Consider the following 14,114-nt stretch of genomic DNA (forward strand, 5'->3'; position numbering starts at 1 on the left):
GCGGGCGCAAGCTACCATAGCTACAATCGTCCGGTGCACAGAGCGCTCGCCCTGCTCCTCGCCGCGCTGGCCGTTCCGGCAGCGGCCGCGACCTTCCGCTCCACCACCGTCGAGGAAGCCGCGCGATCCTCGGACGCCGTCGTCCGCGGCCGCGTCGAGCGGCACGCGTCGCGCCTCGAGGCGGACGGTCGGCGCATCGTCACCGACGTGGTGATCGCGGTCTCGAGCGCGTGGAAGGGAAGCCCGGGCGCGCGCGTGACGGTCACCGTGCCGGGCGGCGTGGTGGGCGAGGTCGGGATGTGGGTGAGCGCGGCGCCGCGCCTCGCCGACGGCGAGGAGGTGGTGCTGTTCCTGTACCGCCGCGGCGCCGGCTGGCGCGTGAACGGGCTCGCGCTGGGGACGTTCCGCGTGGACGGCGACCGCGCCGAGCCGGACGTGGACGAGGCCGACCTGGTCGCCGCGCCGCTCCGCGCCGGCGAGGCGCGCATCGCCCGGACCTCCGTCGCCGAGCTGGAGCGGCGGGTGAGGGCGGCGCGATGAGGGCGCGCGCGCTCGCGGCGGCGCTGGCGCTCGTCGTCGCCTGGCCGGCGCAGGCCTACGAGCGATCCTGCGCGACGAACGACGGCCTCACCGTCTGCTTCTACTGGCCGGATCCGTCCGCCGTGACCTGGAAGGTGAACGCGGTGCGCGGCGGCAGCTCGCCGAGCTGCGAGGCTTCCTCCGCCGCCGATCCGGCGGTCCAGGCCGCCCAGGCCGCGTTCGCCGCCTGGGAGGGCGCCACGCGCGCGGGCGGGAGCGCGCCGTGCGCCCACATCGCCCTGCCGTTCGGCGGCACCACCCGCACCGCCATCGCGCAGACGGGCTTGGGCACGAGCGGCGAGCACGTGGTGGCCTTCCGCAAGGGCTGGTGCTCGGACGTGGCCGCCGCGAGGGCGGACGCCTGCTACTCGACCGGCTCGTGCGACAACAAGTACGACTGCTTCGACGACGAGGGCGGGCTGGGCCGGAGCGTGCTCGCCATCACCACCATCATCTACAGCTCGAGCACCGGCGCGATCCAGGACGCCGACACCGAGGTCGCGGACTGGAGCGGCGCCGGCGCCGGGACGAGCCTCGGCACCTTGCCGGACGGCTGGTACTTCACCTGCGGGAGCGCCTCGACGCTGGGGCAGACCTGCGGGACGTACGGCGAGGCGAGCTGCGGCTTCGAGGACCTCCAGAACACCCTCACGCACGAGGCCGGCCACTTCATCGGGCTGGCGCACCCGTGCGAGAGCAAGCAGGTCGGCTCCACGCCGGCCTGCGCCGACATGCCCCAGGGCACGAACGCCGTGACCATGTACCCGACCGCCCCGCCCAAGGAGATCCAGAAGCGGACGCTGGCCGACGACGACGTCGAGGGCGCCTGCGCGATCTACACCGCGGCGGGCCCGGTCCAGGAGATCACCGGCAAGAGCCACAGCAGCGGCGGCGGGTGCGGCACGGCCGGCGACGGCGCGCTCGGGGCCCTGCTCCTCGCGGGCGCGGCGCTGCTGCCCCGGCTGCGCCGGAAGGGCTCGCGTCAGCGCACGACGACGCCGGCATAGCCCACCACCGCGTCGTCGTCGCCGCTCACCTCGCCGGAGTGCGCGTACCGCACCAGCTCCGCCCCCGTGGCGCCGAGCGCGCGGGCGGCCACCAGCATCACCGTGGCCGGCACGATGCCGCACATGGTGATCCCCTCCCGCCGGACCACGTCGTAGAGCCCCTCGGCGTCGAGCGCGAGCAGCCGGTCCAGCGCGCGCAGGTCGCGCCGGCGGGCCTCGGCGGCCGGGAGGTAGTGGCTCATGTCCGACGACGCGACCACCAGCGCGCCGGCCGCCCGCGCCGCCGCCCCCACCGCGGTCCCGAGCGCCTCGCAGGCGGCGAACGACAGCGGCCCCAGGCACAGCGCCGCGAGGGCGACGTCGGGCCGGGCGCGCTGCAGGAACGGCACCTCGACCTCGAGCGAGTGCTCGCGGAGGTGGGCGAGCCGGTCGGCGGCGACGCCGGGCGCGGCGGCGAGCGCGGCGGTGAGCTCCGGGTCCACCGGCACGGACCCCAGCGGCGTTCGCCAGGCGCCCGCGGGCCACAGCGCCGCGCCGGCGTGCCCGAGGCCGGTGTGGTTGGGACCGAGGACGATGACGCGCGCCGGCAGCGCCACGCGCGCGAACGTCGCGCCGGCCACCGCCCCCGAGTAGACGTAGCCGGCGTGCGGCACCATCACGGCGAGCGCCGGGGCGGGCGCGGCGCCGGCCGACAGCCAGCCGTCGACCTCGGCGGCGAGCGTCGCCGCCCGGGCGTCGTAGAACGCTCCCGCGACCGCAGGCTCCCGGACCATGGCGGGATCGAGTATAACGCCCGGGATCATGGGAAGCCGGAAGGTCCTCATCGTGGACGACTCGAAGGCGGTGATCGACGCGCTCACCGTCGCGTTCGAGGACGCGGGCTTCGAGGTGGCGACCGCCGCCGACGGCGAGGAGGTCTTCCGCAAGATGGCCTCGGTGGAGCCGGACGCGGTGCTGCTCGACGTCTACATGCCGCGGCTGAACGGGGCAGACGTGTGCCGACTGCTCAAGGCGCACCCGCACTGGCGGAAGACGCACCTCGTGCTCATGTCCTCGCGCATCGGCGAGGGCGAGCGGGACGTCTACCGCCGGCTCGGCGCGGACGAGGTGCTCCGCAAGCCGTTCGACGCCGCCGCCGCGGTCGCGGCGGTGATGGCCGCCGCGCCGGGCGCCTGAGAGCACGTGAACCCATCCCCTCCCGTCGCCGCGGCGGCCGATCCGCGTCGCATCGCGTCGTTGCTCCTCCCTCACATGCCTCGGGGCATGCTCGGTCGTCGCGCCTCGCGCTGCTCGCGTCTCGACCGCCTGGCTCGGTCCGGGGGTTGATTCACGCGCTCTGAGGGCGCGTCGGCCCCGCCCTGGGCGCCGGAGCGACATGGCGGCGCGCCGCCGGGAGCCGCGCGAGCGGACGCGCCCGGAGCGCGCGCCCGCCCTGCCGGCGGCTGCGCGCCTCAGGGGAGCACGGTGAACGCGGGCAGCGACGTGGCCGCCTGCCCGGCGTCGGAGCGCTGCGGCGGGGTCGGGCCACCCGGGTTCCAGACGGCGATGCGGTAGGCGGTGCCGCCCGGCCCCGCGTAGGCGGCGCGCGTGTCGAGCTGGACGGTGATCCGGGTCGGGCTCTCCACGGTCACCGCACCGGGCACCGCCTGGAACCTGGGCGCGCCCGGCCACCCCGGCATGAGGTCGGAGGTCACCATCACCGCCGACCCGCCCGTCCCGGAGGCGTCCGGCTTCGCGAAGTTGGTGCCGGTGAGGGTGACCGTGACCGGCACGTCCGACTGGCGGGCCGAGGCAGGGCTCACGCTCGCGAGCGTCGGCGCGCCCGGCGTGACGTTGAACGAGAGCGCGTTGGAAGGGGCGGCCCCGGGGTTGCGGACCTGCAGCGCGTAGGAGCCGGTGTCCAGGCCGACGGTGGAGAGCGTCACCGTGACGCTCGTGGTCGTGGTGCTGGAGGGGACCAGCTCGGCGGCCGCGCCGGAGAAGCTCACCCGGACGTCGGCGAGCGGCGGCCGCAGGTTCGCGGCGGTGAGGGTCACCGGTACGGCGGCCACGCCCTGCTCGCGGCCGCGCACGCTGGCAGCCTGCAGGATCACCTGATTGGACAGCACGCGCAGCGTCCAGGTGGCCGACGCGGTGCCTGTGCCGGGGAACCACACGCGCGCGAGCCACGCGCCGTCCGGCTCGCCCGCGAGCGACAGCGAGGCCGCCACCGACGTGCCGGCCGCGTCCACGGTCGACGGCAGCGGCGGGCGGAAGGCGCCGCCGGGCGGCTGCACCTGCACCTGCGCGTCGGCGGGGAGGCCGGTGCCCGCGAAGGCGAGCGTCACCGCGTCGCCCTGGTACGCGGTGGCGGGGGAGAAGCCGGTGACCTGCGCCGGGGAGGCGCCCACCACGAACGCCAGCCGGGCCGAGTCCAGGTCCTGGCCGCTGCGCACCCACACCTCGGAGGTGCAGGTGCCCACCGCGCAGCCGGGGAGGCGGAGCTGGCCGACCTGCAGGCGGTTCGCGTCCACGTAGGTGGTGGGCTGCTCGGCGCCGTCGAACACCACCCGGCTCGCGAGGTCGAAGCCGTCGCCGGTCACGGTCAGCGAGACGATCTCGCCCGCGCCGGCGCCGCTGGGGCTCACCTCCGTCGCGACCGGCACCTGGCTCACCACCGCGAACGGGAGGGCGTTGGAGACGAGCGGGGAGGGGATCGCGTCGTTCACCACCCAGATCTGGTAGCCGGCGCCCGGCGGCAGCAGCGTGGCGTCGAGCGTGCACGTGAGGCCGGCGTCCCCCGGCGCCGAGGGGAGCCCCTGCTCCGCCAGCCGGTCGCCGCGGATCCGGCAGCGGCTCGCGGTGCCGAGGCCCGTGCCCTCCACCAGGAGGGTGGTGACGGCGCCGGCAGGAGCGGCCGCGGGCGTGACGGCGGCGAGGTGCGGCTCCGGGTTCACCACGTCGAACCGGATCGGGTTCGAGATCACGTGGTCCGGGTTGACCACCCGCAACCAGAGCGCGCCCGCGGGGGCATCGGCGAGCGCGAGGTGGACGCGGATGCCGCCGCTCCCGGTCGGCTCCGCGGGCCAGGTGCGCGTGCCGGCGTCCGACGCGGTGCGCACCGTCGCGCCGGCCGCGAAGCGGTCGCCCGACAGCTCCACCACCACCGGCGCGAGGCCGCCGCGCGGGGCGGCGCCGGGCGTCACCTGCCGGACGTAGGGTGCCACCGGGCCGCCCGGGCCGCAGGTGGAGGCGGCGCAGATCTGGCCGGCGCCGCACGCGTTGCCGCACATGCCGCAGTGCGCGGGATCGCTGCGCAGGTCGATGCAGCGCTGCTCGCCCTCGCAGCTCGTCTCGCAGGATGCGGGGTCGAACCCCTTGCCGTCGCCACCGCCGCCCTTGCAGGCGCTCCCGAGCAGGGCGGCGAACGCGAGCGCTGCGAGCGCGGCCGGCCGCGCGCCGCGGCCCGCGCGGCGCCGTGCCGCCAGGGCGAGGAGCACGCCGAGCGCGGAGAGCAGGCCCGCGCCGCCGCCCCCGGAGGCGCAGCCGCCCCCGGCGCCGCCGGCCGCCGGGGGAGTCCCGTGGACGGGCGCGCTGCCGGTCGCATAGCACTGACCGTCGACACACGCGCCGGCCGGGCAGGTCACGCCGGAGCACGGATCGTCCACGCAGGTGCCCTCGCGGCACACCTGGCCGCGTCCACAGCCCAGGCGAGCGCACGGGTCGTCCACGCACGCGCCGGCCTGGCAGCGCTGGTCGGGCGCGCAGGTCCGCCCGGCGCAGGCGTCCGGCTCGCAGAAGCCGTCCGCGCCGCACTTCTGGCCGGTGGGGCAGGTCACGAACGTGCACGCCTGCACGCAGTCGCCCTGCCGGCAGAACGTGCCGCCCGGGCAGGTGAGGTTCGCGCAGGGGTCGGCGGTGCAGGCGCCGCCGCGGCAGACCTCGCCGGCCGGGCAGCCGGCGAGGTAGCAGCTGCCGCCGACGCAGGTGCCGCTGCCGCGAGCGCAGACCGAGCCGTCGCCGCACTCCACCCCGGCGCAGCGATCGTCGCACGCTCCGTACGAGCACGCCAGGCCGTCGGGGCAGACGGTGCCACCGCAGGTGCCGCGCTCGCAGACGCCTCCGGCGCTGCAGGCGTAGCCCTCGGGGCAGGGCAGCTCGACGCCGCAGGTGGAGGGAACGCACACGCCGTGGACGCAGGAGAAGCCGTCGCCGCACGTGGCGCCGTCGTCCACGGCGCCGTTGCAGTCGTTGTCCTGGCCGTCGCAGAGCTCCGGCGCGGGCAGGAGCTGGCCGGCACAGGCGCCGGCGTACTCGCCGCCGACGCACGCGCGCGCGCCCGCCGCGCACAGGCCCACCCCCGCGGTGCCGGGCGGGCCCTCGTAGCAGGCCTCGGTCTCGCCGGCCCGGCAGGCGGCGCAGGCCGGCGGCCCGTCATCCGCCATGCCGTTGCAGTTCTGGTCGATCCCGTCTCGGCACAGCTCCGGCGAGGGCAGGACCTCGCCCACGCAGTTGCTCCACTGGCCCCCGGGGCCGCAGGTCTGCACGCCGGCGGCGCACGGCCCCACGCCCGCGCTGCCGGCGGGCCCGGTGTAGCAGGCGCGCTGGACGCCCTCGGTGCAGGCCTGGCACCCGTTGTCGAGGGCCCCGTCGCAGTCCTCGTCCGAGGCAGTGCCGCCGCCGCCGTCGGCCAGGCACACCTCCGGCTGCGGCAGCACCTGCCCGGTGCATGCGCCCCAGCTCCCGGCGGTGCAGGCCTGCGTACCGGCGCGGCAGGCGCCGCGCGGCTGGCGCGTCACGGGGTCGAGGCTGCTCTCCGGGCCGTAGTAGCAGGCCTGCGCGAGGTCCTCGTCGGCCTGGCCGTCGCAATCGTCGTCGAGGCCGTTGCAGGTCTCCTGCGAGGGCAGCACCGCGCCGGCGCACGCCGTCATGGCGTAGCCGCGGTCGGCCGCCCGGGCGCAGGTGGACACGCCGGCGTGGCACACGCCGACGTTCTCGGTGCCGGGCGGCCCGCCGTAGCAGGCCAGCTCGAGATCCTCGTCCACCAGGCCGTCGCAGTCGTCGTCGAGGCCGTTGCAGGTCTCCGCGGCGGGGCCCTTCACCTGCTCGCACACGGGCTCGCCGGAGGCGGAGCAGCGCAGGACGCCCTTGCCGCACACGCCCAGCCGCCCGGTGTCGCAGGAGACGCCGCTCTCGGTGCAGCCCGCGCCCAGGTTGAAGAGCGTGTTCAGCACCAGCCGGGAGCCCGCGATCTGGAAGCTGCCCTGCACGCCGGAGTAGCTGTGGCCGGCGAGGTACACCACGGTGCCGCGCGTCGCGTCGGCCGCCCGGAGGGTGAAGTAGTCCCAGGTGCCGTACGGATCGCTCGCCGCGATGAGCCGCTGCACGCCGGGCTGGTAGGCGCCGCCCGCCGATGCGTCGGCGGGGCGGTAGTCTTCCACCGCGCCCGTGAGCGGCTTGAAGGGAAAGTCGCCGAGCTGCACGAGCGGCGAGGCGAAGCTGCCCACCACCGCGGGCGCGGGGAACGGGCTCGTGGGGAGCTCGTTGTAGCGAACGCCGGTGGTGGTGTGGAAGCGGGTGGAGAGGCCGGCGGCGACGTCCTCGAAGCCGTCGGAGTAGTCGATGGTGTACGTGGCGTTGGAGCCGCGCTTGAAGGCGCCCTCGAAGCTGCCCAGGCCGGCGCACTCCGCGAACACGTCCTTCCCGTCCTTCACGAACCCGGCGATCGTCCGCAGCACCTGGTCCACCTTGGCGGTCGGGTAGAGCGACGACGCGCAGGCGCCGTTGCTGCCGAAGCTGGAGCAGGAGCCGGGCGCGACCCAGTGCGGCACCCACAGGATCTGGTAGCCGTTCCGGAAGAAGCGGCTCGTGCGGTAGTCGGTCGAGCCGGGCGCGGGCTGGAAGTCCTCGATGCCCAGCCGGTCGTAGATCTCGCCGTGCGGCCCGGCGGCGGTGCCGGCGGCGGCTCCCGAGCCGATGCCGGCGCGGGCGAGGTACCCCGAGATCACCGGCTCGGCGTTCTTCGCCGACGTGACCGTCACCGGCGAGGTGGAGGTCAGGTTCCCCGAGCCGATGTCGAGCAGCGCGAGCTTGGGCGGCACGGCGCCCCCGGCGCTCCACCCGCCCGCCATCACCTTGGCCACCGGCGCGCGGAAGGCCACGTTCGCCACGTGCACGTTCACCGGCTCGAAGGTGGCCTTGTACCGCTGCAGCACCGCGAAGGCCTTCGCCCGGTCCGCCCCGTCCACCACGAACGGCCCGCCCATGTAGCGGATCACGTGGTCCTGCGTGGGCGGGGCGCCCGTGCCGCCGCTGGCCCAGTCGTACGACAGCGCCGGGACGCCGCCGTCGTACTGGATCGCGAAGTCGTGGCCCGTGAGCGAGGCCTTGGCCGGATCGATCGCCCAGTAGACCGCCACGTCGTTGCGGATGAGCTGGTAGACGAGGCCGTACGCCCGGATGGCGTCGCCCGGGTCGGCCGCCTGCGGGCAGCCTGCGGGCTGGCCGGTGCCGGTCGCTCCGTCCGTCTGGAACTGGTAGCAGCGGTCCATCGGGATGACGAGGGAGCCGCGGGAGAAGACCTTGGGGCCGGGCTGGAGATCGCCGCAGGTGGGGGCGAGCAGCGGCATCACGCCCGCGACGAGCGCGAGCGGTGCGAGGCCAGGCCAGAGCTTACGGAACGAGGACGAGCGAGCTGGGGTCATGGTTACACTCCTCGGTGGCGGTCGAGCCTTAGCACACCGTCCGTGAAGCGGGCGAGGGGCCGCCCGGCGCCCGCGCCCCACACCTCCGCCGCGCACACACACCGGCGGTGACGGTGGTTGACCACGCAGCGGGGCCGTGCGATCCCCGGCGTCGTGCCAGAGCCGCTCCCGACCGCCGGCGCCGCGCCCACCCCGCCGGATCCGCCGCGGAGGCTGGTGGCGACGTGGGCGCTGGCCATCCTCGCCATCGCGATCGCGAAGGTCGTGGGGCTGGTCGAGCCGACCGGGCTGCTCGGCGCGAACCTGGCCGGCGTGGCAGCGTTCGCCTTCATCGCGCTCCCCGACGCGCGCCTGCGCGCGCGGGGCGAGGGGTGGGAGGCGTACGGCCTCCCGTGGCACGGGGCGCGCGATCCCCGCACCTGGCGCGCGCTCGGGCGCGGCGCGCTGGCGGCGCTCCTCACCTGCGCGGCGGTGTTCCCGCCGTTCGTGGCGGGCTTCTGGGCGTATGCGGAGCTGCTCCCGCGCCTGCCGGAGGGGCTCACCCGCGCGCTCGCGCCCTACGCCGGGGCGCCGCACCTCGCCGCGCGCCTCCCGGACCACGCGCTCCGGCTGGTGGCGGTGCAGGTGCTGGTGGTGGCGCTCCCGGAGGAGCTGTTCTACCGCGGGTGGATGCAGACCTCGTGGGCGCGCACCGCGCCGGGGGAGGGGCGGACGGTGCTCGGCGCGCGCCTCGGCGCGGGGTTCCTCCGGACGCAGCTGCTGTTCGCGGCGGGGCACCTCGTCACGCTCCAGCCCTGGCGACTCGCCACGCTGCTGCCTGGCCTGCTGTTCGGCTGGCTCCGCGCGCGCACCGGCGGCCTGGTCGCGCCGGTCCTGGTGCACGCCGCGTCGAACCTGCTCCTGGCCACGCTGGAGGCCTCCTTCTACCGGTGACAGGCCGGGGGCCGGGCGCTAAGTAGGGCAGCGCCGGGGTGCGGCTGCACCGGCCGGCGCGAGGGGCACGGCATGGGATCGGGAACGGGCAGCATCCGCGAGATGCTGGAGGACCTGGAGGAGCGCACGCTCCACCCGCGCGCGGCGCGCTCCGCGGCCTCGCGCGGCCGCAGCCGCCCGGAGGAGCCGGATCCCGAGCGCCCCGCGTTCCAGCGCGACCGCGACCGGCTGCTGCACTGCAAGGCGTTCCGCCGGCTGGCGGGGAAGACGCAGGTGTTCCTCGCGCCGCGCGGCGACCACTACCGCACCCGCCTCACGCACACGCTGGAGGTGGCGCAGGTGGCGCGCTCCATCGCGCGCGCGCTGCGCCTGAACGAGATGCTGGTCGAGGCGATGGTGATGGGCCACGATCTCGGCCACACGCCGTTCGGCCACGCGGGCGAGCGGGTGCTGAACCAGGAGGTGCCGGGCGGCTTCCACCACGTGGTGCAGTCGGTGCGGGTGGTGGACGTGCTCGAGAAGGACGGCCGCGGCCTCAACCTCACCGCCGAGGTGCGGGACGGCATCCTCCGGCACTCGAAGGGGAAGGGCAACGTGCTGCTCAAGGGCTCGGGCGAGAAGGCGCTCACGCTCGAGGCGGAGATCGTCCGCATCGCGGACATCGTCGCCTACGTGAACCACGACCTCGACGACGCGCTCCGCGCCGGCCTGTTCGCCGAGGCCGACCTCCCCGCCGACATCCGCCGCACGCTGGGCGGCGGCCGCTCCGAGCGCTTCGCCACGCTGGTCCACGACGTCATCCGCCGCTCGGACGTGGACGGCGGCGGGCACATCGAGATGTCGCCGGACGTGCACCAGGCGCTGCTCGCGCTGCGCGACTTCCTGTACGCGCGCGTCTACGAGAACCCGGTCGTCCACGACGAGTTCGTGAAGGCGCAGCGCATCCTGCGCGACCTGTGGGAGTGGTGCCTGGAGGATCCGGCGCGCCTGGCGACCCGCCACGGCGTCCTGCCCCGGGACGGCGAGGGGCTGGAGCGCGCCGTCACCGACTGGCTGTCGGGGATGACCGACCGGTTCGCGCTCGCGACCTGGGAGGAGCTGTTCGTGCCCCGGCCCTGGTCGCTGCTGTAGCCGCCGGCGGGCGGCGCGCTAGGCGTTCGCCAGGGACGACACCGTCACCTGCAGCGTCCGGCTCACCGAGACGACGCTCCCCTCCGGCACCTCGATGAAGCCGTTCGGCGCGAGCAGCCGCGAGGCGAAGCAGACCGCCTTGACGCGGCGGTGCGGCCGGACGCGCGGGTCGCTCTCCGGCGTGTCGGCGCCGATCTCGTCCAGCTCGCAGGGGATGATGCCCTCGAGCAGCGCGTAGAACAGCGGGCCGCCGCGCCGCGTGGCGACCAGCGAGCGGCCGTTGGTCGCGACGAAGCACAGCCGGGAGGGCCGCTGCTCGCCCACCTCGCGGCACCACGCCTCGACCTGCCGCACCGTGCGCGCCAGGGCGCGCCCGGCCACCTGCGCGTCGAGGTCGAGATCGTCGAGCGAGCCCTCGTCGCGGAGCAGCTTCAGGAACCACATGAAGGCGTGCTCGGAGTCGGTGTCCCCGGCGATGTTGCGCCGCAGGAAGTCGGGGAGCCCCTCGACGAGCCTCGGCTTCACCTGATCGAAGCCCTCGATCGAGCCGTCGTGCGCGAACAGCCACCGCCGGAACCGGAACGGATGGGTGTTCTCGTCCTTGGCCGTGCCGAGCGTGGCCCGGCGCGCGTGGACCAGCACCGCCTCGGAGTCCACGCGGCCCACCAGGTCCGGCAGCGAGAGCGCCGACGGCGCACCGGTGGGGCGTTTCCCGAGGAGGACGTTTCCGGCCTGGTAGTAGCCGAACCCGTAGGCGTCGGGCGCCGCGTCCCCGTCCTGCATGGAGACGTGGGCCTTCAGCCGCTGGAGCTGGCACCGCATCAGGTTGGGATCGCTCTGGAGGATGGCTGCGAGCGCGCCCATGGCGCTCCTTCCTGGTCGTCCGGCGTGGCGGGGGCCGCCACCCCAAGAGTAATAACGCGGGGCTCCGACGTGGACAGCCCGCCGTGCGCGCGCGGCCGCTCGCGCCGTTTGACAGCTTCCCGAACGCGCCGCTAGGATGCCGTAACCCGGCGAAACCGCTGGGCCTCCTCGCCGGGCTCCCGCACCATCTATGAGCGACGACATCGCCGTCGGTATCGATCTCGGAACCAGCTACAGCTGCGTGGCGACCGCCCAGGCCGACGGGGCGCCGCCCGCCGTGCTCCCCAACGAATGGGGGGAGCGCACCCACGCGTCCGTCGTGTCGTTCCTCGACGACGGGACGGTGCTCGTCGGCAACGACGCGAAGAAGAACATCATCACCAACGCCGAGAACACCGTGTACTCGGCGAAGCGCCTCATCGGCCGCTTCTACTTCTCCGACGAGGTGAAGAAGGCGCAGGCGGTGATGCCGTACCGGATCGTCGAGGGGCCGAACAACTCGGTCCGCATCGGGGTCCGCGACCGGATCTTCTCGGTGCCCGAGGTCTCCGCGCTGGTGCTGAAGGAGATGAAGGCGATCGCCGAGACGGCGCTCGGGCGCGAGGTGAAGAAGGCGGTCGTCACCTGCCCGGCCTACTTCAACGACAACCAGCGCCAGGCCACCAAGGACGCCGGCCGCATCGCCGGGCTCGAGGTGCTGCGCATCATCAACGAGCCCACCGCGGCGGCGCTCGCGTACGGCTTCGGCCGGGACATCAACCAGAAGATCTGCGTCTACGACCTCGGCGGCGGCACGTTCGACGTGTCGATCCTGGAGATCGGCAAGGACGTGTTCGAGGTGCTGTCCACCGCGGGCGACACCTACCTGGGCGGCGACGACTTCGACGACCGGATCATGACCTGGCTCGCCGACGACTTCCTGGCGAAGCACGGGCTCGATCTCCGCCAGAACAAGTTCTGCCTCCAGATGCTGAAGGAGGCGGGCGAGCGCGCGAAGATCGACGTGGGCCGCGAGGGCGTGGCGGCGATCCAGGTGCCGGGCATCTGCCAGTCGCCGGAGGGCGAGGTCATCGACCTCGCCCAGAAGCTCACCCAGGACCAGTTCAACCGGATGGTGATGGACCTGGTGCAGCGCACGTTCAAGGTGTGCGACGAGGCGCTGCAGTCGGCGCGCCTCACCGCCGGCGACATCGACGCGGTGATCCTGGTGGGCGGGCCCACCCGGCTGCCCATCATCCGCAACAGCGTGCGCCACTACTTCCAGCGCGAGCCCATGACCGGGGTGGATCCGGACGAGGTGGTCGCGCTCGGCGCCGCCATCCAGGCGCGCGCGCTGCTCTCGACCACCGCCGCCACCGCCGGCCAGGCCAGCTACCTGCTGGACGTGACGCCGCTCTCGCTGCGCGTCGGGACGGTGGGCGGGTTCACCGAGAAGATCATCGAGAAGAACACCCCCATCCCCATCGAGAAGTCGAAGACCTTCACCACCAGCCGCGACGGCCAGGACCGGGTGAAGATCCGCGTCTACCAGGGGGAGTCGAACCGCGCCGACGGCTGCGAGCTGCTGGGCGAGTTCGAGTTCACCGGGTTCCGCATCGGCTACCGCGGCGAGGTGCAGATCCAGGTGACCTTCGAGATCGACTCGAACGGCATCGTGAACGTCTCGGCCACCGACCTGGAGACCGGGCAGAAGACCTCGACCACCATCAGCCTCTCCTCCGGCCTCTCGGAGCAGGACCTCCGCAAGGCCATCGACGACAACGCGGGCATCGAGCTCGCGCGCGGCCCCCGCGCGGCCTGACCGGCCGGGCGGCCCGCGGACGGACGGGACGCATGGACGCGCAGTTCCTCATCGAGGTGGAGACGCTGGCGGCCGCGCTCGACCAGCTCGACTACTACGGCGTGCTGAAGATCCCCGCCACGGCCACGCCGCCGGAGATCAAGGCCGCCTATTACCGCGAGTCGCGCACGTTCCACCCGGACCGCTACGCGGCGGTGCCGAGCGCCGAGGTCCGCGACCTGGTGGGCCGCATCTACCGCCGGGTGAACGAGGCGTACACGGTGCTGCGCGACGACCGGAAGCGCACCCGCTACCTCGCCGACATCTCCGGACCGGACCGCGAGCGCAAGCTCCGCTTCACCGAGGCCGACGAGGCGGCGGTGAAGGAGGAGCAGAAGAAGAAGATCGAGGAGCAGTTCGGGCAGACGCCGAACGGCCGCAAGTTCTACACCGCCGCGCTCACCGAGATGCAGGCGGGGCGCTGGGACGCGGCCGAGCGGGCCTTGAAGAGCGCGCTCATGTACGAGCCGGCCAACGGCCGGTTCAAGGAGCAGCTCGCGCTGGTGGCCGCAGAGGCCGAGAAGCTCCGCCCCAAGGGCGACTACCGGATCAAGTAGGCGTGACGCTCGACCTCGCCGTGCTCGCGGTGCTGGCGCTGGCCGCGGTGGCCGGCGCGATGAGCGGCGCCCTGCGCCAGCTGGTGGAGCTGGGCGGCGCGGTGCTCGGGTGGCTCGCGGCGCGGCACCTCGCCGGCGCGGTGGCGGGCGGCCTCGACCGGTGGATGCCGGGGCTGGTGGCGCGCGCGGCCGCCCCGGCGCTCCTGTTCCTGGGCACCTGGGCGCTCGTGTCGCTGGTGGGCGCGTTCGTGCTGCGCGCGACCGGGGTGTCCGGGGTGGTGCGCGGCCCCGCCGACCGCGGCGTGGGCGCGCTGCTCGGCGGCGCGAAGGGCGCGCTGGCGGCGTGGGTGCTGGTGTCGGCGCTGCTGCTCGCCGCGGGGGGCGCGCCCCGCGCGCTGGGGCTCGACCTGCGCGGCAGCGACTTCGCGGCGCTGGTGCGATCGCACGACCTGCTGGAGCGGCTCGATCCGGAGCAGGCGCGCGCGCTCGAGCGGGCGCTCCACCGCTGAGCGGCCGCGGC

11 protein-coding genes are annotated in these 14,114 nt (G+C 74.8%); 8 read left to right on the forward strand and 3 right to left on the reverse strand.

Annotated elements, in window-relative coordinates:
- The first annotated feature begins 33 nt into the window (after window positions 1-33).
- Together A2CP1_RS06800 and A2CP1_RS06805 are read left to right on the forward strand one after the other, a co-directional pair.
- Entirely contained in the window at window positions 34-540 is a 507-nt protein-coding gene (locus A2CP1_RS06800; RefSeq protein ID WP_012632668.1) for a hypothetical protein, read from the forward strand.
- A complete protein-coding gene (locus A2CP1_RS06805) occupies window positions 537-1,586 on the forward strand; it encodes a zinc metalloprotease (protein WP_012632669.1) in 1,050 nt (349 codons plus the stop codon). Before A2CP1_RS06800 ends, A2CP1_RS06805 begins: the two co-directional genes overlap by 4 nt.
- On the opposite strand, the gene amrB is transcribed toward A2CP1_RS06805, so the two are convergent.
- The gene (gene amrB, locus A2CP1_RS06810) at window positions 1,562-2,359 is read right to left on the reverse strand and encodes an AmmeMemoRadiSam system protein B (RefSeq protein WP_012632670.1); all 798 of its coding nucleotides are present in this window, start codon (window positions 2,357-2,359) and stop codon (window positions 1,562-1,564) included. The two genes, A2CP1_RS06805 and amrB, sit on opposite strands and share 25 nt — an antisense overlap.
- Window positions 2,360-2,387: 28 nt before the next feature.
- Between amrB and A2CP1_RS06815 the strand changes: the two genes are divergently transcribed.
- Entirely contained in the window at window positions 2,388-2,762 is a 375-nt protein-coding gene (locus A2CP1_RS06815; RefSeq protein ID WP_012632671.1) for a response regulator, read from the forward strand.
- A 275-nt stretch (window positions 2,763-3,037) separates the two neighbouring features.
- On the opposite strand, the gene A2CP1_RS06820 is transcribed toward A2CP1_RS06815, so the two are convergent.
- Window positions 3,038-8,269: a MopE-related protein gene (locus tag A2CP1_RS06820; RefSeq protein WP_012632672.1), complete on the reverse strand. Its 5,232-nt coding sequence runs from the start codon at window positions 8,267-8,269 to the stop codon at window positions 3,038-3,040.
- Window positions 8,270-8,422: 153 nt separating this feature from the next.
- Between A2CP1_RS06820 and mrtX the strand changes: the two genes are divergently transcribed.
- The gene (mrtX, locus tag A2CP1_RS06825; RefSeq protein ID WP_245530003.1) at window positions 8,423-9,202 is read left to right on the forward strand and encodes a myxosortase MrtX; all 780 of its coding nucleotides are present in this window, start codon (window positions 8,423-8,425) and stop codon (window positions 9,200-9,202) included.
- Between the two features lie 72 nt (window positions 9,203-9,274).
- Window positions 9,275-10,333 (forward strand): deoxyguanosinetriphosphate triphosphohydrolase, encoded by a 1,059-nt coding sequence (locus A2CP1_RS06830; RefSeq protein WP_012632674.1) that lies wholly within the window; start codon window positions 9,275-9,277, stop codon window positions 10,331-10,333.
- An 18-nt stretch (window positions 10,334-10,351) separates the two neighbouring features.
- Here A2CP1_RS06830 and A2CP1_RS06835 read toward each other — a convergent pair whose 3' ends face one another.
- The gene (locus A2CP1_RS06835) at window positions 10,352-11,197 is read right to left on the reverse strand and encodes a class II glutamine amidotransferase (protein ID WP_012632675.1); all 846 of its coding nucleotides are present in this window, start codon (window positions 11,195-11,197) and stop codon (window positions 10,352-10,354) included.
- A gap of 190 nt (window positions 11,198-11,387) precedes the next feature.
- Here A2CP1_RS06835 and A2CP1_RS06840 point away from each other — a divergent pair, with 190 nt between their 5' ends.
- Genes A2CP1_RS06840 through A2CP1_RS06850 form a run of 3 tightly spaced genes read left to right on the forward strand, consistent with a single transcriptional unit; the run spans window position 11,388 to window position 14,103 of the window.
- Window positions 11,388-12,998: an Hsp70 family protein gene (locus A2CP1_RS06840; protein ID WP_012525317.1), complete on the forward strand. Its 1,611-nt coding sequence runs from the start codon at window positions 11,388-11,390 to the stop codon at window positions 12,996-12,998.
- A 32-nt stretch (window positions 12,999-13,030) separates the two neighbouring features.
- Window positions 13,031-13,594, forward strand: a complete 564-nt coding sequence (locus tag A2CP1_RS06845; RefSeq protein WP_012632676.1) for a J domain-containing protein — start codon at window positions 13,031-13,033, stop codon at window positions 13,592-13,594.
- A 2-nt stretch (window positions 13,595-13,596) separates the two neighbouring features.
- Entirely contained in the window at window positions 13,597-14,103 is a 507-nt protein-coding gene (locus tag A2CP1_RS06850) for a CvpA family protein (protein ID WP_012632677.1), read from the forward strand.
- Window positions 14,104-14,114: the final 11 nt, after the last annotated feature.

Source organism: Anaeromyxobacter dehalogenans 2CP-1, from assembly GCF_000022145.1.
GTDB lineage: Bacteria > Myxococcota > Myxococcia > Myxococcales > Anaeromyxobacteraceae > Anaeromyxobacter > Anaeromyxobacter dehalogenans.

Excerpts from the sequence above, each read along its gene's own strand:
- A2CP1_RS06815 (WP_012632671.1), top strand. The coding sequence starts at position 2,388 with ATGGGAAGCCGGAAGGTCCTCATCGTGGACGACTCGAAGGCGGTGATC.
- A2CP1_RS06835 (WP_012632675.1), bottom strand. The coding sequence starts at position 11,197 with ATGGGCGCGCTCGCAGCCATCCTCCAGAGCGATCCCAACCTGATGCGG.
- A2CP1_RS06845 (WP_012632676.1), top strand. The coding sequence starts at position 13,031 with ATGGACGCGCAGTTCCTCATCGAGGTGGAGACGCTGGCGGCCGCGCTC.
- A2CP1_RS06840 (WP_012525317.1), top strand. The coding sequence starts at position 11,388 with ATGAGCGACGACATCGCCGTCGGTATCGATCTCGGAACCAGCTACAGC.
- A2CP1_RS06830 (WP_012632674.1), top strand. The coding sequence starts at position 9,275 with ATGGGATCGGGAACGGGCAGCATCCGCGAGATGCTGGAGGACCTGGAG.
- A2CP1_RS06820 (WP_012632672.1), bottom strand. The coding sequence starts at position 8,269 with ATGACCCCAGCTCGCTCGTCCTCGTTCCGTAAGCTCTGGCCTGGCCTC.
- A2CP1_RS06805 (WP_012632669.1), top strand. The coding sequence starts at position 537 with ATGAGGGCGCGCGCGCTCGCGGCGGCGCTGGCGCTCGTCGTCGCCTGG.
- amrB (WP_012632670.1), bottom strand. The coding sequence starts at position 2,359 with ATGGTCCGGGAGCCTGCGGTCGCGGGAGCGTTCTACGACGCCCGGGCG.